Source organism: Bacteroides sp. BFG-606, assembly GCF_024788145.1.
GTDB lineage: Bacteria > Bacteroidota > Bacteroidia > Bacteroidales > Bacteroidaceae > Bacteroides > Bacteroides vicugnae.
Genome location: NZ_JANUIL010000001.1, coordinates 5,049,454 through 5,073,796, shown reverse-complemented (window position 1 = coordinate 5,073,796; position 24,343 = coordinate 5,049,454). Strand labels below are relative to the sequence as shown.

At 45.3% G+C, this 24,343-nt stretch carries 25 protein-coding genes; 21 read left to right on the top strand and 4 right to left on the bottom strand.

All coding sequences use genetic code 11. From position 1 onward, the window contains the following. Positions 1 to 38: 38 nt before the first annotated feature. On the bottom strand, positions 39 to 527 hold the full coding sequence (locus NXV01_RS19495; RefSeq protein WP_099145941.1) for a DNA-binding protein: 489 nt from the start codon (positions 525 to 527) through the stop codon (positions 39 to 41). Between the two features lie 219 nt (positions 528 to 746). Here NXV01_RS19495 and NXV01_RS19490 point away from each other — a divergent pair, with 219 nt between their 5' ends. After that, entirely contained in the window at positions 747 to 965 is a 219-nt protein-coding gene (locus tag NXV01_RS19490; protein ID WP_004297475.1) for a DUF4248 domain-containing protein, read from the top strand. Between the two features lie 177 nt (positions 966 to 1,142). On the opposite strand, the gene NXV01_RS19485 is transcribed toward NXV01_RS19490, so the two are convergent. Then, complete coding sequence (locus tag NXV01_RS19485; protein WP_259023079.1) at positions 1,143 to 2,969, bottom strand: DUF3987 domain-containing protein; 1,827 nt, start codon at positions 2,967 to 2,969, stop codon at positions 1,143 to 1,145. Positions 2,970 to 2,993: 24 nt separating this feature from the next. Further along, on the bottom strand, positions 2,994 to 3,626 hold the full coding sequence (locus NXV01_RS19480) for a BT4734/BF3469 family protein (RefSeq protein ID WP_297284816.1): 633 nt from the start codon (positions 3,624 to 3,626) through the stop codon (positions 2,994 to 2,996). 170 nt (positions 3,627 to 3,796) lie between these two features. Here NXV01_RS19480 and NXV01_RS19475 point away from each other — a divergent pair, with 170 nt between their 5' ends. The 10 genes from NXV01_RS19475 to galE all read left to right on the top strand — a co-directional run bounded on the left by NXV01_RS19475 (position 3,797) and on the right by galE (position 11,289). Further along, positions 3,797 to 3,937 carry a hypothetical protein gene (locus NXV01_RS19475; RefSeq protein WP_217722105.1) on the top strand — a complete coding sequence of 47 codons (141 nt, stop codon included), beginning with the start codon at positions 3,797 to 3,799 and terminating at the stop codon, positions 3,935 to 3,937. Positions 3,938 to 3,945: 8 nt separating this feature from the next. Next, on the top strand, positions 3,946 to 4,071 hold the full coding sequence (locus NXV01_RS19470; protein ID WP_258980917.1) for a hypothetical protein: 126 nt from the start codon (positions 3,946 to 3,948) through the stop codon (positions 4,069 to 4,071). Positions 4,072 to 4,308: 237 nt separating this feature from the next. Then, complete coding sequence (locus tag NXV01_RS19465; protein WP_234133546.1) at positions 4,309 to 4,734, top strand: SoxR reducing system RseC family protein; 426 nt, start codon at positions 4,309 to 4,311, stop codon at positions 4,732 to 4,734. Positions 4,735 to 4,741: 7 nt separating this feature from the next. Next, positions 4,742 to 5,638, top strand: a complete 897-nt coding sequence (locus NXV01_RS19460; RefSeq protein ID WP_259023078.1) for a Fe-S cluster domain-containing protein — start codon at positions 4,742 to 4,744, stop codon at positions 5,636 to 5,638. A 24-nt stretch (positions 5,639 to 5,662) separates the two neighbouring features. Further along, positions 5,663 to 7,000, top strand: a complete 1,338-nt coding sequence (rsxC, locus tag NXV01_RS19455) for an electron transport complex subunit RsxC (RefSeq protein ID WP_074909204.1) — start codon at positions 5,663 to 5,665, stop codon at positions 6,998 to 7,000. Between the two features lie 5 nt (positions 7,001 to 7,005). Then, positions 7,006 to 8,013, top strand: coding sequence for an RnfABCDGE type electron transport complex subunit D (locus tag NXV01_RS19450; RefSeq protein ID WP_004309219.1), 1,008 nt, complete (start codon positions 7,006 to 7,008; stop codon positions 8,011 to 8,013). After that, positions 8,010 to 8,756, top strand: coding sequence for an RnfABCDGE type electron transport complex subunit G (locus NXV01_RS19445; protein ID WP_148366995.1), 747 nt, complete (start codon positions 8,010 to 8,012; stop codon positions 8,754 to 8,756). Before NXV01_RS19450 ends, NXV01_RS19445 begins: the two co-directional genes overlap by 4 nt. A gap of 14 nt (positions 8,757 to 8,770) precedes the next feature. Next, positions 8,771 to 9,358 (top strand): RnfABCDGE type electron transport complex subunit E, encoded by a 588-nt coding sequence (locus tag NXV01_RS19440; RefSeq protein ID WP_008998541.1) that lies wholly within the window; start codon positions 8,771 to 8,773, stop codon positions 9,356 to 9,358. 96 nt (positions 9,359 to 9,454) lie between these two features. Then, positions 9,455 to 10,027, top strand: coding sequence for an electron transport complex subunit RsxA (rsxA, locus tag NXV01_RS19435; protein ID WP_004295587.1), 573 nt, complete (start codon positions 9,455 to 9,457; stop codon positions 10,025 to 10,027). Between the two features lie 227 nt (positions 10,028 to 10,254). Continuing rightward, the gene (galE, locus tag NXV01_RS19430) at positions 10,255 to 11,289 is read left to right on the top strand and encodes a UDP-glucose 4-epimerase GalE (protein WP_074705183.1); all 1,035 of its coding nucleotides are present in this window, start codon (positions 10,255 to 10,257) and stop codon (positions 11,287 to 11,289) included. A 269-nt stretch (positions 11,290 to 11,558) separates the two neighbouring features. Here the strand turns inward: galE and ispE are convergent, their stop codons facing one another. Continuing rightward, complete coding sequence (gene ispE / locus NXV01_RS19425) at positions 11,559 to 12,383, bottom strand: 4-(cytidine 5'-diphospho)-2-C-methyl-D-erythritol kinase (RefSeq protein ID WP_259023077.1); 825 nt, start codon at positions 12,381 to 12,383, stop codon at positions 11,559 to 11,561. A gap of 243 nt (positions 12,384 to 12,626) precedes the next feature. Here ispE and dnaB point away from each other — a divergent pair, with 243 nt between their 5' ends. The 10 genes from dnaB to NXV01_RS19375 all read left to right on the top strand — a co-directional run bounded on the left by dnaB (position 12,627) and on the right by NXV01_RS19375 (position 24,229). Then, the gene (dnaB, locus tag NXV01_RS19420; RefSeq protein WP_148366993.1) at positions 12,627 to 14,189 is read left to right on the top strand and encodes a replicative DNA helicase; all 1,563 of its coding nucleotides are present in this window, start codon (positions 12,627 to 12,629) and stop codon (positions 14,187 to 14,189) included. Between the two features lie 274 nt (positions 14,190 to 14,463). Next, positions 14,464 to 16,926 carry a phenylalanine--tRNA ligase subunit beta gene (pheT, locus tag NXV01_RS19415; protein ID WP_259023076.1) on the top strand — a complete coding sequence of 821 codons (2,463 nt, stop codon included), beginning with the start codon at positions 14,464 to 14,466 and terminating at the stop codon, positions 16,924 to 16,926. A gap of 31 nt (positions 16,927 to 16,957) precedes the next feature. Continuing rightward, positions 16,958 to 17,695 (top strand): YebC/PmpR family DNA-binding transcriptional regulator, encoded by a 738-nt coding sequence (locus NXV01_RS19410; protein WP_074636120.1) that lies wholly within the window; start codon positions 16,958 to 16,960, stop codon positions 17,693 to 17,695. A gap of 8 nt (positions 17,696 to 17,703) precedes the next feature. After that, positions 17,704 to 17,949 carry a TIGR03905 family TSCPD domain-containing protein gene (locus NXV01_RS19405; protein WP_148366991.1) on the top strand — a complete coding sequence of 82 codons (246 nt, stop codon included), beginning with the start codon at positions 17,704 to 17,706 and terminating at the stop codon, positions 17,947 to 17,949. Positions 17,950 to 18,130: 181 nt separating this feature from the next. Beyond that, positions 18,131 to 19,384 carry an Nramp family divalent metal transporter gene (locus NXV01_RS19400; protein ID WP_148366990.1) on the top strand — a complete coding sequence of 418 codons (1,254 nt, stop codon included), beginning with the start codon at positions 18,131 to 18,133 and terminating at the stop codon, positions 19,382 to 19,384. Between the two features lie 29 nt (positions 19,385 to 19,413). Next, a complete protein-coding gene (locus NXV01_RS19395) occupies positions 19,414 to 20,175 on the top strand; it encodes an exodeoxyribonuclease III (protein ID WP_148366989.1) in 762 nt (253 codons plus the stop codon). Between the two features lie 64 nt (positions 20,176 to 20,239). Then, positions 20,240 to 20,698 (top strand): C-GCAxxG-C-C family protein, encoded by a 459-nt coding sequence (locus tag NXV01_RS19390; protein WP_004295601.1) that lies wholly within the window; start codon positions 20,240 to 20,242, stop codon positions 20,696 to 20,698. A gap of 154 nt (positions 20,699 to 20,852) precedes the next feature. Next, the gene (locus NXV01_RS19385) at positions 20,853 to 21,053 is read left to right on the top strand and encodes a winged helix-turn-helix domain-containing protein (RefSeq protein ID WP_004295603.1); all 201 of its coding nucleotides are present in this window, start codon (positions 20,853 to 20,855) and stop codon (positions 21,051 to 21,053) included. A 130-nt stretch (positions 21,054 to 21,183) separates the two neighbouring features. Next, a complete protein-coding gene (gene lepA, locus NXV01_RS19380; RefSeq protein WP_148366988.1) occupies positions 21,184 to 22,965 on the top strand; it encodes a translation elongation factor 4 in 1,782 nt (593 codons plus the stop codon). Between the two features lie 85 nt (positions 22,966 to 23,050). Next, positions 23,051 to 24,229, top strand: a complete 1,179-nt coding sequence (locus NXV01_RS19375; protein ID WP_250701114.1) for a sodium:proton antiporter — start codon at positions 23,051 to 23,053, stop codon at positions 24,227 to 24,229. The last annotated feature ends 114 nt before the right edge of the window (positions 24,230 to 24,343 follow it).

Sequence of the window (24,343 nt, the reverse complement as noted above, 5' to 3'; positions counted from 1 at the left end):
AAAACTCAGTGTCCTCCGTGTCCTCTGTGGTGAACCTTTTAGGCAGCCGGGTCAGGCGCTTCGCCGCCACCATCCGGTTTCGGATCAGGGTTATCACCCGAATCAGAACCTCCTCCGGCAGTTGTCGGTTTCTGATATTCCGCCTGCTGCTTCAACTGACTGTCGAGTTTCAGATTATTGGTCGACAGATTACCGGTGGCACGAGCTTTCAGACGCATACCGGTAATATTCTTCTCCAGCGAAAACTCTTCCAGCGTATCAGCCGCCTTACTGCGAATACCCACCCCAAAAATGGCAAGATCATCAATTTTCACACATTTGCCATCCAGCAACAATTCCTTGATGCAATCTACCATATCCGAAAGCACACCTTTGATGACACCACCGGAATACGGTGAATTGTGCTTCGACATATGCTCGGCAAGTTTTGCCAAATCAAACGTCTCGTCGCTTACTGCACGGGCGAACCACTTACCCGCATTCAAGCCTTTCTTCTGCTGGTTCTGATAAATCTTGTAACGAATCATAAAACAATAAATTAAAGGGTTAAACATCGTGTCCGGGGAATTATTTCCCTTTCGACGATACAAAGATACCACCCTCAAACTCCGGAAAATCAATAGTACACAGTTGCGTACGATTGTTGTCGGTTGTGTGCAATTATGATCGATTATTCAATGAAAAAGCGTTGGCTATGTAGAAATATTTTGCTATTTTTGTAACTGTAAATCAGAAACTTATCCATTATGAACGAATTCAAAATACGTGCCTACGGGCGCATGGAACTGGCTCAACTCTATTCTCCGGAACTTACCGATATTGCCGCTTATCGAAAAATGAAGAAATGGATCTCTCTATGTCCCGGACTTCTGCAACGCCTGTACGACTTAGGCTATGAATCAAAGCGACGTTCATTCACACCGTTGGAAGTAAGAGTGATTGTAGATGCCCTGGGAGAGCCTTGAATAAAGCGGCGTTTTTACGGTGCATAAAGCGCCGCTTTACGATGTCTAAAGCTTAGCTTTACGCCTCCTAAAGCGATGCTTTATGCAGTAAAAACAGATGCGGTAATCAAAATGAATGTACCAGTCCAAACGATTACAGTAAGTAAGGCGGGTACAGTGGGGACACTTTTCCCCGTTTCACTCATACACACACGCACGCGCGTAAGACCCTTTGCCGTCTACACTGATTAGCTTGCCTTGCCGGGTGAGACGTTTCAGCCAGGTGATGGCGGTGCTTTTGTTGATACCCAGAGCCGTTGCTTTTTCCAACAACTCCGTGCGGGTAAATTCCTTACCCAGTTGCTGGAAGAGGAAATCCCGGTCGGCATTGGGGCGGTGGCTGACTTCCGTGTTGGGGAGGAACGACAGGATATGCATGGCGTGACAGTAGAGAGGTTCCGCCAAATTTAATACGGCGTGGAAGTCTTCCGCCGAGATGGATACGTTCCAGCGGGTGACGATGCCGTCCTTGCGGTTGTCCGAAGGAATAGACTTGTCGGGTGTGAAGGGGGAAGAGGAGGAAATTTGGAGGCTGTAGGGATTCGGGTGTTCGAGAGCGCGCAACACGGCTACTTCCGACATGATCCTGCACAAATTGATAGCCATACGCGCCACAAAGCTATACATTTCTCTGTCGTTGGCTATGCTCGAACGATCGAACAACTCCGAAAAGACGGTGTCAATTTCGTTTTTCTGCCCGCTCGTGAGCTGTAGCGTGTGAATGCCATGTTCCCTTATCACGTCCAGTTGATTTTTCCATTCCAGTCCCAGAGCGTTGAATACCTCTTCCCAGTCTGTTTCGTCGTCTACAAACTGGCTGACCCATTTGTCGATTCCGTACATGTAGTAGTACAACTGGCGGGAGGATCCTCCGTCTTCCGTTGTCGGGATGAAGGCTTTCACCTGGAGTGGGGTGCCCGACATCAGGAGCGAAAGGCAGACTTTTTTTGTTTCCCGATATTCTTGGTTACCGCGACGGTTGTAGGACAAGAAGTCGTGGTCGAACGCTTTGCGCAGCGTGTCGCTCCAATGGCCGTGTTCCGATCCGATGGCGGTGGACAGTGTGTCGGCTTCCGACTCGAAGATAAGTCCTGTACCTTCGGAGTCCATAATGTTTTGTAGGATGCCTGTACCGGTGTTGTTGCCCGAAATCAAGAACATCTTGTTAGGGGGCATTTGCGGGACTTCCATTTTCGACCGCTCTTTTCCCATCGCGTCATATTCGGCCTTTTCTTTTTTATAGATTTTCATTTGCGCCGCCACTTTCGCGCGAATCTCGTCATGGATGGGTTGCACGAGCAGGCGGAGGTAGGAGAGGATGCCTTTGCCGGAAGCAGAGGGCGCTACGATGAAACATTGGAGGCTGGGATAATAGTATTTGCCGCCATAGAGGCATCGCACGTGGCGCGACATGCAAGCTCCCAGCGCGGTGAATGCTCCCATCAGCATGATGTCGCGTTGAATCTCACTTTTCGCTACTTTGATGATACGCTGCAGGAGTTTCGGCCAGTTTGCTTCCGGCAGGGTGGGTAGCGGGTGTTGCGGATCGCTACCGGATAGCAGTTCTTCTTTTTCTTCCGTGATCGTTTCTTCGTCTGTTTCCTCATTTGCCACCTTATTATACGCGCGTGCCTGTGTGAGAATTTGAGGGGCTGTCCCCACTGTCCCCACTGTCTCCACATAGCTGATGGCGACTCCCGTCGCTTCGGCAAGGTGGAAAGCCGTGCCCAGGTGCACTTCTCCACGTTGGGTGTGGAGCGCGTTGGAGAATACCCGTTCGGCATGTTCGCGCTGATACTTGGGAGAGACCCGGCATAGGCGGTGAAAAAACTCACGTCCTGCTTCACCGCAATCCGTTGCGATGGCGAATGACAATTGTACGTATTCAAGATAAGTGGGAGCAATGTCCGCTCCTGCCGTTTCAACTGCTTCGGTGAGACGGCGTAAAGATTCAATATCAGTCATGTCTTTTAATTGATAATTTTTAATTTATAATTTATAATTTCTTCTGAACAATGCTTCCGGGTCATAACTAAGGAAACAGGATCTCACGAGGTCTTTGCCGGAGAAATCTACTTTGGGTTTCGTTTCGGAAGAAACCGCTGTTACCGTATTGTATGCCGTCTCTACGTACCGCATCGCCCAACTCATGTTGTCTGTGATATTTTTGGCATCATCTGTCGTGGAGGAATAATGGCAAGGAACAAATGCCTTTACACCCAGTCCGCTGGGGCTGATAAAGGTGAGTACAGGTTGCAGGAGAGGATCGTCATAGAGCATACGGCGCATTTCCACTGCTTCCTGATAGGAGCAGAGACCGTCCACATCTACTATCACCAAGTGAGACGGGGAGACGAAATCCTTACTGCTGCGGCGGGTGAATGTGCCGCAGGGAGTCACATACGGTAGTAATGACGCTTTGGCTGCTCGTATATCCGCGGCATTCCGTACTTGTTCGGTCAGGGTTTTGAGATTCTCGTTGCAGGTAATCATTTGGAAAACTTGTTCGAGGGAGACTTCGCAGAAAGGGATAAGTGTGGGAGGAGTCATCAGTCGGCCTTGTTTGTCTTTGATAGGAGCGATCGGTGGCATGAAATAGGACATTCTGTAGTTGTTTGATATCATTTTCTTTTTGTTATAAGTTAAAATGTTTATTTTTGCAAAAAAATATGAGTGTGTGCCAAAACACGGCATGAAAGTAGTAATAACAAAATAGACTCTACCCTGATATGTGAGGATAAAAGTTAAAATAATTAATTATTGAAGTGTGTATTTAACAACAAAAAACAAAGATGAAAAAGAAAACGGTTTGTTGCAGTGATTTGGGAGCTTATATTAATGAGTTGCTTAAACGTGCGAAATTGAGAAATGAGTATGTCTGCGAGACCCTAGGTATGGGACATGATGTTTTGAATGGCATAAAAAAGGGCTAAATCTCCCATTGAACGATTATATAAAAGTAATGAATCTCTGTTTGAATGCCTACAACGAAGAGGAGATTGAACAGATTTTGAATACGTTGGTGAGAATGTATCTGCGCTACTACAAGAAGAGGATAGTGGAGTAATCCGTGAAATAATTGATAGAAAATCCCGGCTGAATAAATAAAACGGCCGGGATTTTTTTGTTTAAGATGTCTATTTGTCATTTTTGAAATCTATCAAATAGTAGCCATACCTTTTTCGTGTGCGATAACGAAAACGCAAAAAATAACATTTTATTATGTAGAAAAAGTTTGAGGAATGCTTCGTAGTTCACAAATAATGATTAAATTTGCCGCGATTTGTAATGTGGAGTTTGCAGAATGACGAATAATACTATAAAGCATCTAGGTATTGTGGAAAACATACAGGGTTCTCATCTGTCGGTGAGGATTGTCCAGACATCGGCTTGTGCGGCTTGTGGCGCAAAGGGACATTGTTCTTCGGCGGATAGTAAGGACAAAATCATAGATATCATAGATACGGCGGCTTCTTCCTATCAGGTGGGAGAGAAGGTAATGGTGGTCGGCGAAACGTCGATGGGCATGATGGCGGTATTGTTGGCGTTTGTACTTCCTTTCGTACTTCTTATATTCTCATTGTTTCTTTTGATGGCTTTGATGGGGAATGAACTGTATGCGGCTCTTCTTTCTCTGGCTGTCCTTATACCTTATTATTCCGTTTTATGGCTCAACAAAACGCGACTCAAACAACAATTTTCATTTACTATAAAACCAATAAATAACTAAAAACATTATGAATTTGATTCTGATTGCAGTGATTTCATTGGGAGCTATAGCGCTCGTGCTAGCCGCTATTCTTTATGTGGCTTCCAAGAAATTTGCCGTGTATGAAGATCCGCGGATTGCCCAGGTGGGAGAAGTGCTTCCCCAGGCTAATTGCGGTGGATGTGGCTACCCCGGTTGTAGCGGATTTGCCGACGCTTGCGTCAAAGCCGGTTCGCTGGATGGCAAGTTCTGCCCCGTAGGCGGACAGCCCGTCATGGCACAGATTGCTGATATCCTTGGGCTTGCAGCCGGAGAAGCTGAACCGATGGTAGCAGTGGTGAGATGTAACGGAACGTGTGCGAATCGTCCGCGTATTAACCAATACGACGGTGCGAGGAGTTGTGCTATCGCTGCTTCGCTGTATGGCGGGGAAACGGGTTGCAGCTACGGCTGTCTGGGATGCGGCGACTGTGTGGCTGCCTGTCAGTTCGATGCCATCCACATGAATCCTGAAACAGGACTTCCGGAAGTGGATGAAGCGAAATGTACCGCTTGTGGTGCCTGTGTAAAGGCTTGTCCGAAAGCGATTATTGAAATCCGTCCGCAAGGAAAGAAATCGCGCCGTGTGTATATCTCTTGTGTGAATAAAGACAAGGGAGCTGTGACACGCAAGGCTTGTGCGGTGGGCTGTATCGGCTGCGGCAAGTGTGTGAAGACTTGTCCGTTCGAAGCTATCACGCTGGAAAACAACTTGGCTTACATTGATCCGAACAAGTGCAAATCTTGCCGGAAATGTGTGGAAGTTTGTCCGCAGAATACCATTGTCGAATTGAATTTCCCTCCGCGGAAACCGAAAGAAGAGGCTCCGGCTACTCCGAAACCTGCTGCTGCAAAGACAACAGAAGCTCCAAAAGTAACAGAATAATAACAGAATAAAATACAGAATTGTATGTTAAAGACATTTTCAATTGGTGGAGTTCATCCACACGAAAATAAATTGTCGGCACATCAACCCATTATCACAGCGGAAGTTCCTGCAAAGGCTGTTATTTTGCTGGGGCAGCACATCGGTGCACCTGCAAAACCGATCGTTGCGAAAGGGGATGTGGTAAAGGTGGGCACACGGATTGCCGAACCTGCCGGCTTTGTTTCGGCAGCAATTCACTCTTCAGTCAGCGGTAAAGTGGCGAAGATTGATACCATAGTCGATGCCAGCGGTTATGCGAAACCTGCTATCTTCATTGACGTGGAAGGCGACGAATGGGAAGAAACAATCGACCGTAGCACCACACTGGTGAAAGAGTGTGAACTTTCCGCAGAAGAGATCGTGAAGAAGATTGCCGATGCCGGAATCGTAGGGCTGGGCGGTGCTTGTTTCCCTACTCAAGTGAAACTTTGTCCTCCTCCTTCTTTCAAGGCGGAATGTGTGATAATCAATGCCGTAGAGTGTGAACCTTACCTGACTGCCGACCATCAGCTGATGCTGGAACACGCGGAAGAAATCATGGTAGGTGTTTCTATCCTGATGAAAGCGGTGAAAGTAAACAAGGCATTTATCGGAATCGAAAATAATAAGCCGGATGCTATCGAACTGATGACGAAAGTGGCTTCCAGCTACGCAGGCATCGAGGTCGTGCCCTTGAAGGTGAAATATCCGCAAGGAGGTGAAAAGCAACTGATCGATGCGATTACCAAACGTCAGGTGGCCAGCGGCGCGTTGCCTATCTCTACGGGAGCGGTCGTGCAGAACGTGGGAACAGCATTTGCCGTTTATGAAGCGGTACAGAAGAATAAGCCGTTGTTCGAACGGGTGATTACCGTGACAGGAAAGTCGGTTGCCAAACCGTCCAACTTCCTGGCTCGTATCGGTACGCCGATGAAGCAGTTGATCGACGCTTGCGGCGGCTTGCCCGAAGATACGGGTAAGGTGATCGGCGGCGGCCCGATGATGGGTAAGGCGTTGGTAAACATCGAGGTTCCTACTGCGAAGGGCAGTTCCGGTATCCTGATTATGAACCAAAAGGAAGCCAAACGTGGGGAGGCGCAGACCTGTATCCGTTGCGCGAAGTGTGTGAGTGCCTGTCCGATGGGACTGGAGCCGTACTTGCTCGGAGCTTTGTCCGAAAACGGAGATTTTGAAACAATGGAAAAAGAAAGAATCATGGATTGTATCGAGTGCGGCTCTTGCCAGTTCACTTGTCCCGCCAACCGTCCGCTGCTCGACTATTGTCGTCTGGGTAAAGGCAAAGTGGGAGCTATGATTCGTGCACGTCAAGCTAAAAAATAACGAATATGGAAAATAAATTAATCGTATCACTATCGCCCCACGTCCATGGCGGAGACAGCGTACAGAAAAATATGTATGGCGTGCTGATCGCACTGATTCCGGCTTTTCTGGTGTCTCTCTATTTCTTCGGACTGGGGGCTCTGATTGTCACGGCTACTTCCGTTGCGGCTTGTTTGTTCTTCGAATGGGCCATTGGAAAATATTTAATGAAGAAACCGACCACCACCATCTGCGACGGCTCTGCCATCATCACAGGTGTGTTGCTGGCATTTAACTTACCGTCTAACCTGCCTATCTGGATTATCATCCTGGGCGCACTGTTTGCTATCGGTGTAGGCAAGATGTCTTTCGGCGGACTGGGTTGCAATCCTTTTAACCCTGCATTGGCAGGCCGCGTGTTCCTGTTGCTTTCTTTCCCGGTGCAGATGACCAGCTGGCCGGTAGTCGGACAGTTGACGGCATATACGGACGCTACCACCGGTGCTACTCCGCTGGCATTGATGAAACAGGCGATTCATGCTGCAGATAAGAGCGCGGCTATGGATGCTTTAAACCAGATTCCGGACGCATTGAGCTTGCTGATCGGACAGAACGGCGGATGCTTGGGTGAAGTGAGTGCACTGGCTCTGCTGATCGGGCTGGTTTATATGCTTTGGAAGAAGATTATCACCTGGCATATTCCTGTGTCTATCCTGGCTACCGTGTTTATCTTTGCCGGTATCATGCACCTTGCAGATCCGGAAAAATATGTATCTCCGGTATTGCAGTTGCTCTCCGGTGGTCTGATGCTGGGTGCCGTCTTTATGGCAACCGACTATGTGACTTCTCCGATGAGCAAGAAAGGGATGCTGATTTATGGTGTATGTATCGGTCTGCTGACAGTGGTTATCCGCTTGTTCGGTGCCTATCCCGAAGGTATGTCGTTCGCCATCCTGATTATGAATGCGTTCACTCCGCTGATTAACACCTATTGTAAACCTAAACGCTTTGGGGAGGTAGCGAAGAAGAAATGAAAAAGTTAGAATCATCTTTAAAGAATATGTTGCTGGTGCTTACGGGAGTGACTGCTATTTCCGTTGCGTTGCTGGCTTATGTAAATGAACTGACGAAAGGCCCTATCGCCGAAGCGAATGCAAAGACGCTGAACGAGGCCTTGAAAAAGGTTCTTCCTGAATTTACCAACAATCCGGTAGCGGAAAGTGATACGATCTTCAGCGAGAAAGACGGAAAGAAGATCGTTGACTTTATCGTTTATCCGGCCAAGAACGGGGAAGAACTGGTGGGCACGGCCGTTGAAGCTAAATCAATGGGATTTGGCGGTGAACTGAAAGTGCTGGTAGGTTTTAATGCCGAAGGAAAAATCTATAACTACTCCCTGTTGGCACATGCGGAAACTCCGGGATTGGGCTCTAAGGCCGACAAATGGTTCGGGGCTTATGATCCTGCAAAGGGAGAACAAGCGGTATCTCACGAAGAGAGTAAAAAATCTATTCTGGGTATGAATCCGGGTGAAGCTCCGTTGACTGTCAGCAAAGATGGGGGAGCGGTGGATGCCATCACAGCTTCTACCATTACTTCACGTGCTTTCCTCAATGCAGTGAATGCCGCTTATCAAGCCTATAAGGCCGAAGGCGGGGAAGTGAACGGTGTAACCGGTGCCTCTCAAAAAGCGAAAGGCGCGGACGCAGATGCTGCTGACGCTGCTACGGGAGCTACGATTAAAGTTGAACTAACTGATTCGGTCAGTGCTAAATAAGAAAGGAGACAGATATGAATAACTTTAAAGTAATGATGAACGGGATTATTAAAGAGAATCCTACGTTTGTACTCCTGCTCGGTATGTGTCCTACATTGGGTACTACGTCATCGGCTATCAATGGTATGGGTATGGGACTGGCTACCATGTTCGTATTGATCTGCTCGAATGTGGTGATCTCTTTAATAAAGAACCTGATTCCGGACATGGTGCGTATCCCATCGTTTATTGTGGTGATCGCGTCTTTCGTGACCTTGCTTCAAATGGTGATGCAGGCTTACGTGCCGGGACTGTATGCTACACTCGGTCTTTTCATTCCGTTGATTGTAGTGAACTGTATTGTGCTGGGACGTGCCGAAGCCTTTGCTGCCAAGAATAACGCAGTTGCTTCCATGTTCGACGGTATCGGTATGGGACTTGGTTTCACCATCGCCCTGACCTTGCTGGGTGCTGTCCGCGAGTTTCTGGGGACCGGTAAAATCTTCGATCTGACCATCATGCCGGAAGAATATGGAATGTTGGTATTCGTATTGGCTCCGGGTGCTTTCATCGCTTTGGGATACCTCATTGCAATAATTAATAAATTGAGAACTGAAAATTGAGAATTGAGAAATAATAGATATGAACCATATTCTTAATTTCATTTTCACATTCTCTGATTTTTTAATTCTCAATTTTCAATTTTCAATTTAACAACTATGGAATATATATTGATATTTATTTCGGCAATCTTTGTAAACAACATCGTGTTGTCGCAGTTCTTGGGTATCTGTCCGTTTCTGGGCGTATCCAAGAAGGTGGAAACTGCGATGGGTATGAGCGCTGCGGTTGCTTTCGTGTTGACCATCGCTACCATCGTCACCTTCCTGATTCAGAAGTTTGTACTGGATGTTTTCGGACTGGGATATTTGCAGACGATTACGTTCATCCTGGTGATTGCCGGACTGGTGCAGATGGTGGAAATCATCCTGAAAAAGGTGTCTCCGGCTCTGTATCAGGCTTTGGGTGTATTCTTGCCGCTGATTACAACGAACTGTTGTATTCTGGGTGTCGCTATTCTGGTGATTCAGAAAGACTATGACCTGCTGACAGGGGTTGTATACGCATTCTCTACGGCTATCGGCTTCGGTCTGGCACTGGTGCTTTTTGCCGGATTGCGCGAACAGATGAGCCTTGTGAAAATTCCGAAAGGAATGCAAGGAACTCCGATTGCTTTGATTACCGCCGGTTTGCTTGCTATGGCATTCATGGGATTCTCCGGCGTGGTGTAAGGTAAGGATTTACAGTTGATAATTAAATAGGGGATTGGAAGCTCTGCTGTGTGGCGACATACAGATTAGAGTTTCCAATTCTTTTTTATACCTAAATGCTACCAAATTGTACCTTAATTACTTTTTAGCAAATAAATTCGTGGCAAATTATTGCTATTCCATTTTATTTCCATACATTTGTAACTCAAACAATAATAAGCCGAGAAACTAACCATTTTATAAAGTATATGAAAGAAAGAATTTTAGTAACAGGCGGGACAGGATACATTGGGTCTCATACTGTTGTAGAACTACAAAACAGCGGATATGAAGTAATCATCATCGATAATTTATCAAATTCAAGTGCTGACGTTGTTGACAATATAGAGAAAGTTTCCGGTATTCGTCCAGTTTTTGAAAAGCTGGATTGCCTGGACTTTGCCGGTCTGGATGCAGTATTTACAAAATATAAAGGAATTAAGGCTATCATTCACTTTGCAGCTAGCAAAGCAGTAGGAGAATCGGTACAGAAACCGTTGCTTTACTACCGTAATAACCTGGTTTCTTTGATTAACCTTCTCGAACTGATGCCAAAGCATGGAGTAGAAGGTATTGTGTTCTCTTCTTCTTGTACAGTATACGGTCAGCCGGACGAGTTGCCGGTAACGGAAAAGGCTCCGATCAAGAAAGCGGAATCACCTTATGGAAATACCAAACAGATCAATGAAGAGATTATTCGTGACACGGTAGCTTCAGGTGCTCCGATCAATGCGATCATGTTGCGCTATTTCAACCCGATTGGTGCGCATCCTACTGCATTGCTGGGTGAACTGCCTAACGGGGTTCCTCAAAACCTGATTCCATATCTGACCCAGACAGCCATCGGTATCCGTGAGAAACTTAGCGTGTTTGGTGACGATTATGATACACCGGACGGTTCTTGTATCCGTGACTTTATCAATGTCGTTGACTTGGCTAAAGCACACGTGATTGCTATCCGTCGTATCTTGGAAAAGACACAAAAAGAAAAAGTAGAAGTATTCAATATTGGTACAGGACGTGGTGTTTCTGTATTGGAATTAATAAATGGCTTTGAAAAAGCCACGGGCGTAAAATTGAATTATCAGATTGTCGGACGTCGTGCAGGCGACATTGAAAAAGTTTGGGCTAACCCGGATTTTGCTAATAAAGAGCTGGGCTGGAAAGCCGTAGAAACTTTAGAAGATACTTTACGCTCTGCATGGAACTGGCAGCTGAAACTCCGTGAAAGAGGGATTCAATAAAAGGGAAACTTGTTTTAAATAACATAAAAGTTTAAACAAATCGTGCATGCGATTTGTTTAATTGATGCTAATCGACCTGAAGCTGTTTATGAGTATGCGAATATACGTAAATAGTACTTATGCCTCCCCGGCATAGACAGGAAAGATTGCATAGTAGTTTTGTCGTGTTTTATTTTGTGTTTGTGTTGTGACGGTACTACGACGTGAGTCGTGGTACCGTTTTTTTTGTGTTTGCCCGGAACGGGCGAACGATTATATGGCTCTTTACTTTATAGCTTTCCTTTGAAGCAGAATACGTCAGTTCCCCAATTAATTTCCGGTAAGACGAATCCGGGAGCAAACAATCCGAATACCGAAGATCCGGAGCCGCTCATGGATGCGTAGATTGCTCCTTGATGATAGAGTTCTTCTTTGATTTCTCCAATGACGGGATGTTGCGGGAATACACTTGCTTCGAAATCATTGATTAACGTATCCTTCCATTCTTGTACAGGACGCTGGATTGCCTCCATAACCGGATATTTCGGACGATGGGGATGAATGTTTGAAAAGGCTTCCCGGGTGGAAACAAAAACATTCGGTTTTATAATCATGATTTGGTAGCCGTTTAATGAAAGTTCGACCGGGGAGAAGATGTTTCCAATTCCTTCGGCAAATATCGGTCTGTTTTTGATAAAGAAAGCGCAGTCTGCTCCCAAAGTGGCAGCGTATACTTCCAATTGTTCTTCGGATACTCCCAGCTGATAATGATCGTTGAGCAACTTCAGCATGAAAGCGGCATCCGATGATCCTCCTCCCAGTCCGGCTCCTGAAGGGATGTGCTTGTATAAGTGGATTTCGACAGGAGGGAGATGAAATTCCTTATCCATCAACAAATAGGCTTTTGCTACCAGATTGTCTTCCGGGTTACCGGCTATTTCCATTCCGTGTTGGTGGAGAGTGAATTTCCGGTCAGCGTTAGGGGAGGTACGGATTTCCAGTGCGTCTTCCAGAGCTACCGGATAGAAAACGGTTTCCAGATTGTGATATCCGTCCGGGCGTTTTTCCGTGATGGAAAGTCCCAGGTTTATTTTGATATTAGGAAAAGCGAGCATAAGGTTATTTACTATTTTACAATTTACGATTTACTATTTGCAGTGCTGCATATTACAATTAAGCATGTGTTGAATGTAATTCGGGAGCAAAGTTAGTAAAATCTTCATTTTTCCTTATCCATTCTTCATGATTATATTCTATCTTTGTCGTCCCGACTGGAAGAATTCCGTGATAAATGTGATAATAGAGTCTGTCCAGTCGTAAAATAGTAAATTGTAAATTGTAAAATAGTAAATACCTCGATGGCCGAACAGAAAAGAAATACCCGCAATTCAAAGTCTACTAAAATACAACCGGTAAATGATTATGGTCGTATTCAGCCGCAGGCGCCTGAACTGGAAGAAGCAGTTCTGGGAGCTTTAATGATTGAAAAGGATGCTTACTCGTTGGTGAGTGAGATTCTTCGTCCTGAATCTTTTTACGAACGACGGCATCAGTTGATTTATTCTGCTATCACCGATCTTGCGGTGAATCAGAAACCGGTGGATATTCTGACTGTAAAGGAACAACTTAGCAAACGCGGAGAATTGGAAGAGGTGGGAGGCCCGTTCTATATTACTCAATTGAGTAGTAAGGTGGCTTCATCAGCGCATATTGAGTATCACGCCCGTATTATTGCACAGAAATCTCTGGCGCGTGAGCTGATAACGTTTACGAGCAATATTCAGAGTAAGGCGTTTGACGAGACTCTGGATGTGGACGACTTGATGCAGGAAGCGGAAGGTAAACTTTTTGAGATTTCGCAGCAGAACATGAAAAAGGATTATACGCAGATCAATCCGGTGATTGACGAAGCCTATAAGCTGATTCAGAAAGCTGCGGCGCGAACCGACGGTTTGAGTGGTCTGGAGAGTGGTTTCACGAAACTTGATAAGATGACTTCGGGTTGGCAGAATTCCGACCTTATTATTATAGCTGCCCGTCCTGCTATGGGTAAGACTGCTTTTGTCCTTTCAATGGCTAAGAATATTGCGGTGGATTACCGGAACCCGGTGGCATTGTTCTCTCTTGAAATGAGTAACGTTCAGCTGGTGAATCGTTTGATTGCCAATGTCTGCGAAATTGAAAGTGGAAAGATCAAGAGCGGACAGCTGGCGGGTTATGAGTGGCAACAGTTGGACTATAAACTGAAGAATCTGATGGATGCACCGCTTTACGTGGATGATACGCCGTCTCTGTCTGTGTTTGAACTTCGAACGAAAGCACGCCGTCTGGTACGCGAACATGGGGTGCGAATCATCATCATTGACTACCTTCAGTTGATGAATGCGAGTGGTATGGCGTTTGGTAGCCGTCAGGAAGAGGTTAGTACCATTTCCCGTTCGTTGAAAGGATTGGCAAAAGAGTTGAGTATTCCGATCATCGCACTGTCACAGTTGAATCGTGGTGTGGAAAGCCGTGAAGGTATTGACGGTAAACGACCGCAGTTGAGTGACCTTCGTGAATCGGGAGCCATCGAGCAGGATGCCGATATGGTGTGCTTTATCCACCGTCCGGAATACTATAAGATTTATCAGGATGACCGTGGTAATGACCTGCGTGGTATGGCGGAGATTGTCATCGCCAAGCATCGTAATGGTGCGGTAGGCGAGGTGTTGCTCCGGTTTAAGGGAGAATTTACCCGTTTCTCCAATCCGGAGGACGATATGGTGATCCCGATGCCGGGCGAACCCGCAGGAGCGATGCTGGGATCGAAAATGAATGCGGGCAATGCGGGGTCTGTACCTCCGCCGCCGGCTCCTGATTTTTCGCCACAGACAGCGAATCCGTTCGGGGCGCCGGGGGATGGACCGTTACCGTTCTAGTTGTGCTTTGTTTCACCACAGAGGACACAGAGGACGCAGAGAATACAGAGTTCTTTCTTTTTATTAAGTACTCATGTTGAATTTGTTGGTAAATGAATTATATACATTTGCTTATTACGAATTTACACTTATTTTTCATTTTTCCGGTATCCTCTGCGTCCTCTGTGTCCTCTGTGGTGAAATAACGCGCAATTTTTTATCAAACCTTCTCGGTCAACCGAAAAATCTTATTAACTTTGCAAATCTTTTTGAGAAACAATAAAAAATTAATCATATGAATATCTCTTATAACTGGCTGAAAGAGTATGTCAACTTCGATCTGACGCCCGATGAAACGGCGGCTGCGTTGACTTCTATCGGCTTGGAAACAGGTGGTGTAGAAGAAGTGCAAACCATTAAAGGTGGTTTGGAAGGACTTGTGATTGGTGAAGTGCTGACCTGCACGGAACATCCTAATTCTGACCATTTGCATATTACTACTGTTAATCTGGGAGACGGTGAACCGGTACAGATTGTTTGTGGTGCTCCGAATGTGGCTGCCGGACAGAAAGTGGTGGTGGCTACTTTAGGTACAAAACTTTATGACGGTGACGAATGTTTTACCATCAAGAAATCAAAAATCCGTGGGGTGGAATCTATCGGTATGATTTGTGCTGAAGACGAAATAGGGATCGGTACGGATCATGCAGGTATTATCGTATTGCCGGAAAATGCTGTTCCGGGTACGCTTGCCAAGGATTATTATAATATCAAGAGCGACTATGTGCTTGAAGTGGATATCACGCCTAACCGTGCGGATGCCTGCTCTCACTATGGGGTGGCTCGTGACTTGTACGCTTATCTGATTCAGAACGGCAAACAGGCTACTTTGCAACGTCCGTCGGTGGACGGCTTTAAAGTGGAAAACCATGACTTGAATATTGAAGTGAAGGTGGAAAACAGCGAAGCTTGTCCGCATTATGCCGGTGTTACGGTGAAAGGTGTCACTGTGAAGGAAAGTCCGGAATGGCTGCAAAACAAATTGCGTCTGATCGGGGTGCGTCCTATTAATAATGTAGTGGATATTACCAATTATATCGTTCATGCTTTCGGTCAGCCGTTGCACTGCTTCGATGCCGGAAAGATCAAAGGTAATGAAGTAATTGTCAAGACAATGCCGGAAGGAACTCCGTTCGTTACGCTGGATGAAGTGGAGCGTAAATTGAGCGAACGCGACCTGATGATTTGTAACAAGGAAGAGGCCATGTGTATTGCCGGTGTATTCGGCGGACTGGACTCCGGTTCCACGGAAGCTACGACAGATGTATTCATCGAAAGTGCTTATTTCCATCCTACATGGGTGCGTAAGACAGCCCGCCGTCATGGCTTGAATACGGATGCTTCTTTCCGTTTCGAACGCGGTATCGATCCGAACGGGGTTATTTATTGCCTGAAGCTGGCTGCTTTGATGGTCAAAGAACTGGCGGGCGGTACGATTTCTTCTGAAATAAAAGACGTGTTCACTACTCCTGCACCCGATTTTATAGTCGATCTGGCTTATGAGAAAGTACATTCTTTGGTAGGAAAAGTAATCCCGGTAGAGACAATCAAGAGCATTGTGACCAGCCTGGAAATGAAGATCACTAATGAAACGGCAGAAGGGCTGACATTAGCTGTTCCTCCTTATCGTGTAGACGTGCAGCGTGATTGTGACGTGATTGAAGATATTCTTCGTATCTACGGATATAACAATGTTGAAATCCCGACTACGCTGAACTCCAGCCTGACTACCAAAGGTGAACATGATAAATCGAATAAATTGCAGAACCTGATTGCAGAGCAATTGGTGGGTTGCGGATTTAATGAGATCCTGAACAACTCATTGACGCGTGCTGCTTACTATGATGGTATGGAGACTTATCCGTCCAACCACCTGGTGATGTTGCTGAATCCGTTGAGTGCGGATTTGAACGCTATGCGCCAGACTTTGCTGTTCGGTGGACTGGAAAGTATTGCTCATAATGCAAATCGTAAGAATGCTGATTTGAAGTTCTTCGAATTCGGTAATTGCTATCATTTCGATGGTGACAAGAAGAACGAAGAGAAGGTATTGGCTCCTTACTCGGAAGATTATCACTTGGGTTTGTGGGTAACCGGTAAGAAGGTTTCCAATTCATGGGCACATGCGGATGAGAACAGTTCGGTATATGAGTTGAAGGCTTATGTAGAAAATATATTGAAGCGTCTGGGACTGGATTTGCACAATCTGGTTGTCGGTAATCTGACGGACGATATTTTTGCTGCCGCACTCTCTGTCAATACGAAGGGGGGTAAGCGTCTTGCTTCTTTCGGTATCGTGACTAAAAAACTGTTGAAATCATTTGATATCGACAATGAAGTGTATTTTGCCGACTTGAACTGGAAGGAACTGATGAAGGCTATCCGTTCTGTGAAGATCAGCTACAAGGAAATCTCCAAGTTCCCTGCTGTGAAACGTGACCTGGCATTGTTGCTTGACAAGAATGTGCAGTTTGCCGAAATCGAAAAGATTGCTTACGAAACAGAGAAGAAGCTGCTGAAAGAAGTGGAACTTTTCGATGTGTACGAAGGTAAGAATCTGGAAGCAGGCAAGAAGTCGTATGCGGTGAGCTTCCTGCTTCAGGATGAGAGCCAGACTTTGAATGATAAGATGATTGATAAGATCATGTCCAAACTGGTGAAGAACTTGGAAGATAAGCTGGGTGCCAAACTTAGATAAACTTAAAATTTCAATCTAAAAATATAAACCAATGGGAAGAGCATTTGAATATAGAAAGGCCGCTAAACTGAAAAGATGGGGCCACATGGCTAAAACATTTACAAGACTGGGCAAACAAATCGCTATAGCTGTAAAGGCTGGCGGTCCGGAACCTGAAAACAACCCGACTTTGCGTTCGGTAATCGCTACTTGTAAGCGTGAGAATATGCCGAAGGATAATATTGAACGTGCTATCAAAAACGCAATGGGTAAAGACCAGAGTGACTACAAGAGCATGACTTACGAAGGGTACGGCCCTCACGGTATTGCTGTATTTGTAGATACCCTGACAGACAACACAACCCGTACAGTGGCTGACGTCCGTTCGGTATTTAATAAGTTTGGCGGTAATCTCGGCACAATGGGATCTCTCGCGTTCCTGTTCGACCACAAATGTGTATTTACTTTCAAGAAGAAAGACGGATTGGATATGGAAGAACTGATTCTGGATCTGATCGATTATGATGTGGAGGATGAATATGAAGAAGATGACGAAGAGGGAACAATCACTATCTATGGTAATCCCAAGAGCTATGCCGCTATTCAGAAACACTTGGAGGAGTGTGGTTTTGAAGATGTCGGTGGAGACTTCACTTATATCCCGAACGACATGAAAGAGGTGACTCCGGAACAGCGCGAGACATTGGATAAGATGATCGAACGTTTGGAAGAATTTGATGACGTGCAGACTGTTTATACCAATATGCAGCCGGAAGGGGAAGAAGAGTAAGGCAGGTTATGGAATATGTGTATAAAACCCGGGGAACTTGCAGCACTAACATCGAGCTGAACGTGGAAGATGGAGTGGTGAAAGAGGTTGTTTTCTGGGGAGGATGCAATGGTAACCTTCAAGGTATTTCCCGTCTTGTGAGAGGAATGAAGGTAGCGGATGTTATCGCAAAACTTGAAGGAGTGCGGTGTGGTGGCAGGCCGACTTCATGTCCTGACCAGTTGTGTCGTGCATTGCACGAGATGGGATATTAATCGACGACATTTATTCGGGCACGGATTACACGGATTTCACGGTTTCAATAAAATAAGAACCGTGAAATCCGCGTAATCCGTGCCTAATTTTTGTATACTTACTTGTCGGTATTTTGAACTAAAATTGACCTTCACTCGTTATTTATAAGTATATTTGTAAGGTTAAAACTATTATGCAAAAATGAAGAATATTTTTCAAGACTTAAAACGCAAAGATCATAAACGCTATCTGGGTGGACTGGATGTTTTTAAATATATTGGTCCGGGGCTTCTGGTTACCGTAGGATTTATTGATCCGGGAAACTGGGCTTCTAACTTCGCCGCCGGTTCCGAATTCGGCTATTCCTTACTGTGGGTGGTTACATTGTCTACTATTATGCTGATCGTTCTTCAGCACAACGTTGCCCACCTGGGGATTGTTACCGGACTTTGCCTTTCGGAGGCGGCCACTAAGTACACTCCCAAATGGGTGTCGCGACCTATTCTTGGTACGGCGGTACTGGCGTCGATATCTACTTCTTTAGCGGAAATTCTGGGAGGTGCCATTGCCTTGGAAATGCTCTTTGATATTCCTATTATATGGGGGGCTATATTGACTACGCTTTTTGTCTCTATCATGCTTTTCACTAATTCGTATAAGAAGATAGAGCGTTCCATCATTGCATTTGTCTCCGTTATCGGACTTTCGTTTATCTACGAATTGTTTCTGGTGGAAATAGACTGGCCGGCTGCGACAGCAGGGTGGGTGACTCCTTCTTTTCCGAAAGGAAGTATGCTGATTATCATGAGTGTGTTGGGAGCGGTAGTGATGCCTCATAATCTGTTCCTTCATTCGGAGGTGATACAGAGTCACGAATATAATAAGAAAGATGATGCTTCTATTAAGAAGGTCTTGAAATATGAGTTGTTTGATACTCTTTTTTCCATGATTGTCGGCTGGGCGATTAACAGTGCCATGATTCTGCTGGCTGCCGCTACTTTCTTTAAAAGCGGTATTCAGGTAGAGGAACTGCAACAGGCCAAGTCATTGCTCGAACCTTTGTTGGGAAGTAATGCTGCCATTGTATTTGCACTGGCATTGCTGATGGCGGGTATTTCATCCACCATTACGAGCGGAATGGCGGCGGGTTCTATCTTTGCAGGTATTTTCGGCGAATCGTATCATATCAAAGACAGCCACTCGCAGGTGGGAGTCCTTTTGTCTCTGGGAATTGCCTTATTGCTGATTTTCTTTATTGGAGATCCTTTCAAAGGACTGATTATTTCGCAGATGATACTTAGTATTCAATTACCTTTCACAGTGTTTCTGCAGGTGGGGCTGACGTCTTCCCGCAAGGTGATGGGAGATTATGTCAATAGTCGTTGGAGCACGTTTGTGTTGTATTCGATTGCTATTATTGTTTCGGCACTGAACATCATGCTTTTGTTTTCATAAAATGAATATAAATCAATAAATATAGATCGATGAAGATTATTACTTATAATGTGAACGGACTGCGTGCTGCCGTATCTAAAGGCTTGCCGGAGTGGTTGGCGCAGGAGAATCCTGATATTCTTTGTCTGCAAGAGACGAAACTGCAACCGGACCAATATCCGGGAGAGGTGTTTGAAGCGTTGGGTTACAAGTCTTATTTGTATTCGGCACAGAAGAAAGGATACAGTGGAGTGGCCATACTTACCAAGCAGGAACCGGACCATGTGGAATATGGGATGGGAATGGAGGCTTATGATAATGAAGGACGTTTTATACGGGCGGACTTTGGAGATTTATCGGTAGTCAGTGTTTATCACCCTTCGGGAACGAGCGGGGACGAACGTCAGGCTTTCAAAATGGTGTGGCTGGAAGATTTTCAGAAGTATGTGACGGAGTTGCAGAAGTCCCGTCCCAATTTGATTCTTTGTGGTGATTATAATATTTGCCACGAACCGATTGATATTCATGATCCTGTCCGGAATGCGACAAACAGTGGCTTCCTTCCTGAAGAACGGGAGTGGATGACACGTTTCCTGTCTGCAGGGTATGTGGATTCTTTCCGTACGCTTTGTCCCGAAAAACAGGAATATACTTGGTGGAGCTATCGTTTTAATTCGCGTGCCAAGAATAAAGGTTGGAGAATTGACTATTGTATGGTCAGTGAGCCGGTACGCCCGCTGTTGAAACGGGCGTATATCCTGAATGAGGCCGTACATTCCGACCATTGTCCGATGGCATTGGAAATATTATAGGATAGTAATACTCAATTTACGGGTGTCTTATATTTTTGTGCGAAATAAAAATGCAAAATAGTTTATGGAAGATAGAATACAGAAAGCAGTGGAGCTTTTTAAGAGCGGATATAACTGTTCGCAGTCGGTGGTAGCGGCCTTTGCAGATATGTATGGATTTACACAGGAACAGGCGTTACGTATGGGTGCTTCCTTTGGCGGGGGAATAGGACGAATGCGCGAAACGTGTGGAGCTGCCTGCGGCATGTTTTTGGTGGCGGGCTTGGAAACCGGCGCTACGGAAGCGACAGACCGGGAAGGAAAAGCTGCCAATTATGCGGTAGTGCAAGAACTGGCGGCTGAATTTAAGAAGCGTAACGGTTCGCTGATTTGTGGCGAATTGTTGGGATTAAAGAAAAAAGATCCCGTTTCAACCATTCCGGAAGAGCGTACTGCTCAATATTATAGCAAGCGTCCCTGTGCTAAAATGGTGGAAGAAGCGGCAAGAATTTGGTCGGAATATCTCGAAAAGCATCCTAAATGAGGTTCTAAAATGCTTTTTTATTACAAAAACGGTAAAAAAGTGCTCAATAAAGTGTTATATAACATAAAAATAACTATCTTTGCCTCCGAAATAAAATCTGAAAGTCTTTTGGACCGGATGATTTTAAGCATGTCTAACTAAAATTGCAAAGCAAATGTTGAAAGAAAAAGCTGGTGTAATTGCAGGTACTATCTGGAATGCACTGAACGAAACAGAAGGAATGACTGCCAAGCAGCTTAAAAAAGCAACTAAATTGGTTGACAAAGATCTGTTCCTCGGCCTTGGCTGGTTATTGAGAGAAGACAAAGTCTCTGTGGAAGAAGTTGAAGGTGAACTCTTCATCAAATTGATCTAAGCGAGTAACTCACTTAAGCAATAAAAAAAATGCGTTGGTACATGGTCATAATGTTATCAACGCATTTTTTTTTATTCCGCCATTTACGTATCTTTGCACACCAAAAAGCTAAAAATAATAAGAATTCAGAATGAAGAATATACGCAACTTTTGCATTATTGCTCATATTGACCACGGGAAATCGACTTTGGCCGACCGTTTGTTGGAGTTTACACACACTATTCAGGTGACTTCGGGGCAGATGCTTGATAATATGGATCTGGAGAAAGAAAGGGGGATCACTATCAAGAGCCATGCAATCCAGATGGAATATACTTATCAGGGGGAGAAGTATATCCTTAACCTGATTGACACTCCGGGACATGTGGACTTTTCGTATGAGGTGTCGCGCTCTATTGCTGCGTGTGAAGGTGCGTTGCTGATTGTCGATGCTTCGCAGGGAGTGCAGGCACAGACTATCTCGAATCTGTACATGGCAATTGAGCACGACCTTGAGATTATTCCGGTGATTAATAAATGCGATATGGCGAGTGCCAATCCCGAAGAAGTGGAGGACGAGATCATTGAATTGCTGGGCTGCAAGCGGGAGGAAGTGATCCGTGCATCCGGCAAAACGGGTATGGGAGTGGAAGAAATACTGGCGGCCGTGATCGAGCGTATTCCTCATCCGGAAGGAGATGAAGAGGCTCCGTTGCAAGCTTTGATTTTCGACTCTGTATTCAACTCTTTCCGTGGAATTATTGCTTATTTCAAGATTGAAAACGGTATGATTCGCAAGGGGGATAAGGTGAAATTCTTCAATACGGGAAAAGAGTATGATGCCGATGAAGTGGGAGTGCTGAAAATGGATATGGTACCTCGCAACGAACTTCGTACGGGGGATGTGGGATATATTATTTCCGGTATCAAGACTTCTAAAGAGGTGAAGGTGGGAGATACCATTACGCATATTGCCCGTCCGTGTGACAAGGCTATTGCCGGTTTTGAGGAAGTGAAGCCGATGGTGTTTGCCGGGGTTTATCCGATTGAGGCGGAGGATTTCGAAGATCTTCGCGCGTCTTTGGAAAAGTTGCAGCTGAATGATGCGTCGTTGACTTTCCAGCCGGAGTCTTCGCTGGCTTTGGGTTTTGGTTTCCGTTGCGGTTTCCTCGGATTGCTCCATATGGAGATTGTGCAGGAGCGTCTGGATCGTGAGTTTGACATGAATGTGATTACTACGGTGCCGAACGTGTCCTACCATATCTATGACAAGCAAGGTAATATGAAGGAGGTGCACAACCCCGGTGGTATGCCCGACCCGACGATGATTGACCATATCGAGGAACCGTATATCAAAGCATCTATTATTACAACCACCGATTATATCGGTCCTATTATGACGCTTTGCCTGGGTAAACGTGGTGAATTGATTAAACAGGAATATATCTCCGGTAATCGTGTGGAAATCTATTACAATATGCCTTTGGGAGAGATTGTGATTGATTTCTACGATAAGTTGAAGAGTATTTCTAAAGGGTATGCGTCGTTTGATTATCATCCGAATGGTTTCCGTACTTCCAAACTGGTGAAGCTGGATATCTTGTTGAACGGTGAGCCTGTGGATGCACTTTCTACTTTGACACATATTGACAATGCTTACGATATGGGACGACGGATGTGTGAGAAGCTGAAAGAGCTCATTCCGCGCCAGCAGTTTGATATTGCCATTCAGGCGGCTATCGGAGCGAAGATTATTTCGCGTGAAACCATTAAGGCGGTCCGTAAGGATGTGACAGCGAAGTGTTACGGGGGTGACGTGAGCCGTAAACGTAAACTGCTTGAGAAGCAGAAAAAAGGTAAGAAACGAATGAAACAAATCGGTAACGTGGAGGTGCCGCAAAAAGCCTTCCTCGCCGTACTGAAACTAGATTAAAAATACTGCCGCAAGCAATTTTTCAGAGATATGTTCTGAACAAATTGACTTGCGGTTAGTTTTTAATACACAAACAACTATAAATATGAGAAAAGTTCTGTCTTTTTCGGGCTTCCTGATGTTGGGGCTCATCGTTTCGCAATTCCTGCCGTTGATGGCAGGGGATGGGTATGGAGCTGTTAAATCCATATCGAATGTACTGCTCTATGTATGCCTTAGTTTTATAATGATTAATGTAGGCCGTGAGTTTGTCCTTGATAAAACGAGGTGGAAAAGTTACGCTCAAGATTATTTTATTGCGATGGCGACGGCTGCTTTACCGTGGTTTATGATTGCTATTTATTATGTGTTTATTTTGCTTCCGCCCGATTTCTGGAATAGTTGGGAAGCATGGAAGGAGAATTTGCTGCTAAGCCGTTTTGCCGCACCTACATCGGCCGGTATTCTGTTTACAATGTTGGCGGCTATCGGACTGAAGTCCAGTTGGATTTATAAGAAAATACAGGTATTGGCAATTTTCGATGATTTGGATACGATTCTTTTGATGATTCCTCTTCAGATTATGATGATCGGACTGCGCTGGCAGTTGATTATTGTGGTGGTGATTGTATTCTTGTTATTGTCGATCGGCTGGCAAAGATTGAATAAGTATGATTGGCGTCAGGACTGGAAGGCTATCCTCTTTTATTCAGTGATTATATTTCTGGCTACTCAAATACTGTATCTGGGGAGTAAAGAATTGTATGGGGACGAGGGAAGTATTCATATTGAAGTACTGTTGCCGGCATTTGTTTTGGGTATGATCATGAAACATAAGGAACATGATACACCGGTGGAACGAAAGGTGTCTACCGGAATTTCATTTTTCTTCATGTTTCTGGTGGGAATGAGCATGCCGCATTTTATTGGAGTGAACTTTGCGGAGACTCATGCAGGTTCTTATTCCGTAACCGGTTCGCAGGAGATGATGTCGTGGGGAATGATTCTGTTTCATGTGGTGATTGTCTCTTTATTGTCGAATATAGGAAAGCTTTGTCCGATGTTCTTCTATCGTGACCGGAAATTAAGTGAGCGGCTGGCTCTTTCCATCGGTATGTTTACCCGTGGCGAGGTAGGGGCCGGAATCATTTTCATTGCATTGGGATATAACTTGGGTGGCCCTGCATTGGTTATTTCAGTGCTTACTCTGGTATTGAATCTGATTCTGACGGGTATCTTCGTTCTTTGGGTGAAGAATCTGGCTTTGCGGAGTTATGCGGATTGACGTGATATGGAAATGTTGTGGAGAATTTTTTTAGGCACGGATTACACGGATTACGCTGTTGCTTTATGCAATCGTATTTCTAAAAACCGTGTAATCCGTGTAATCCGTGCCTGA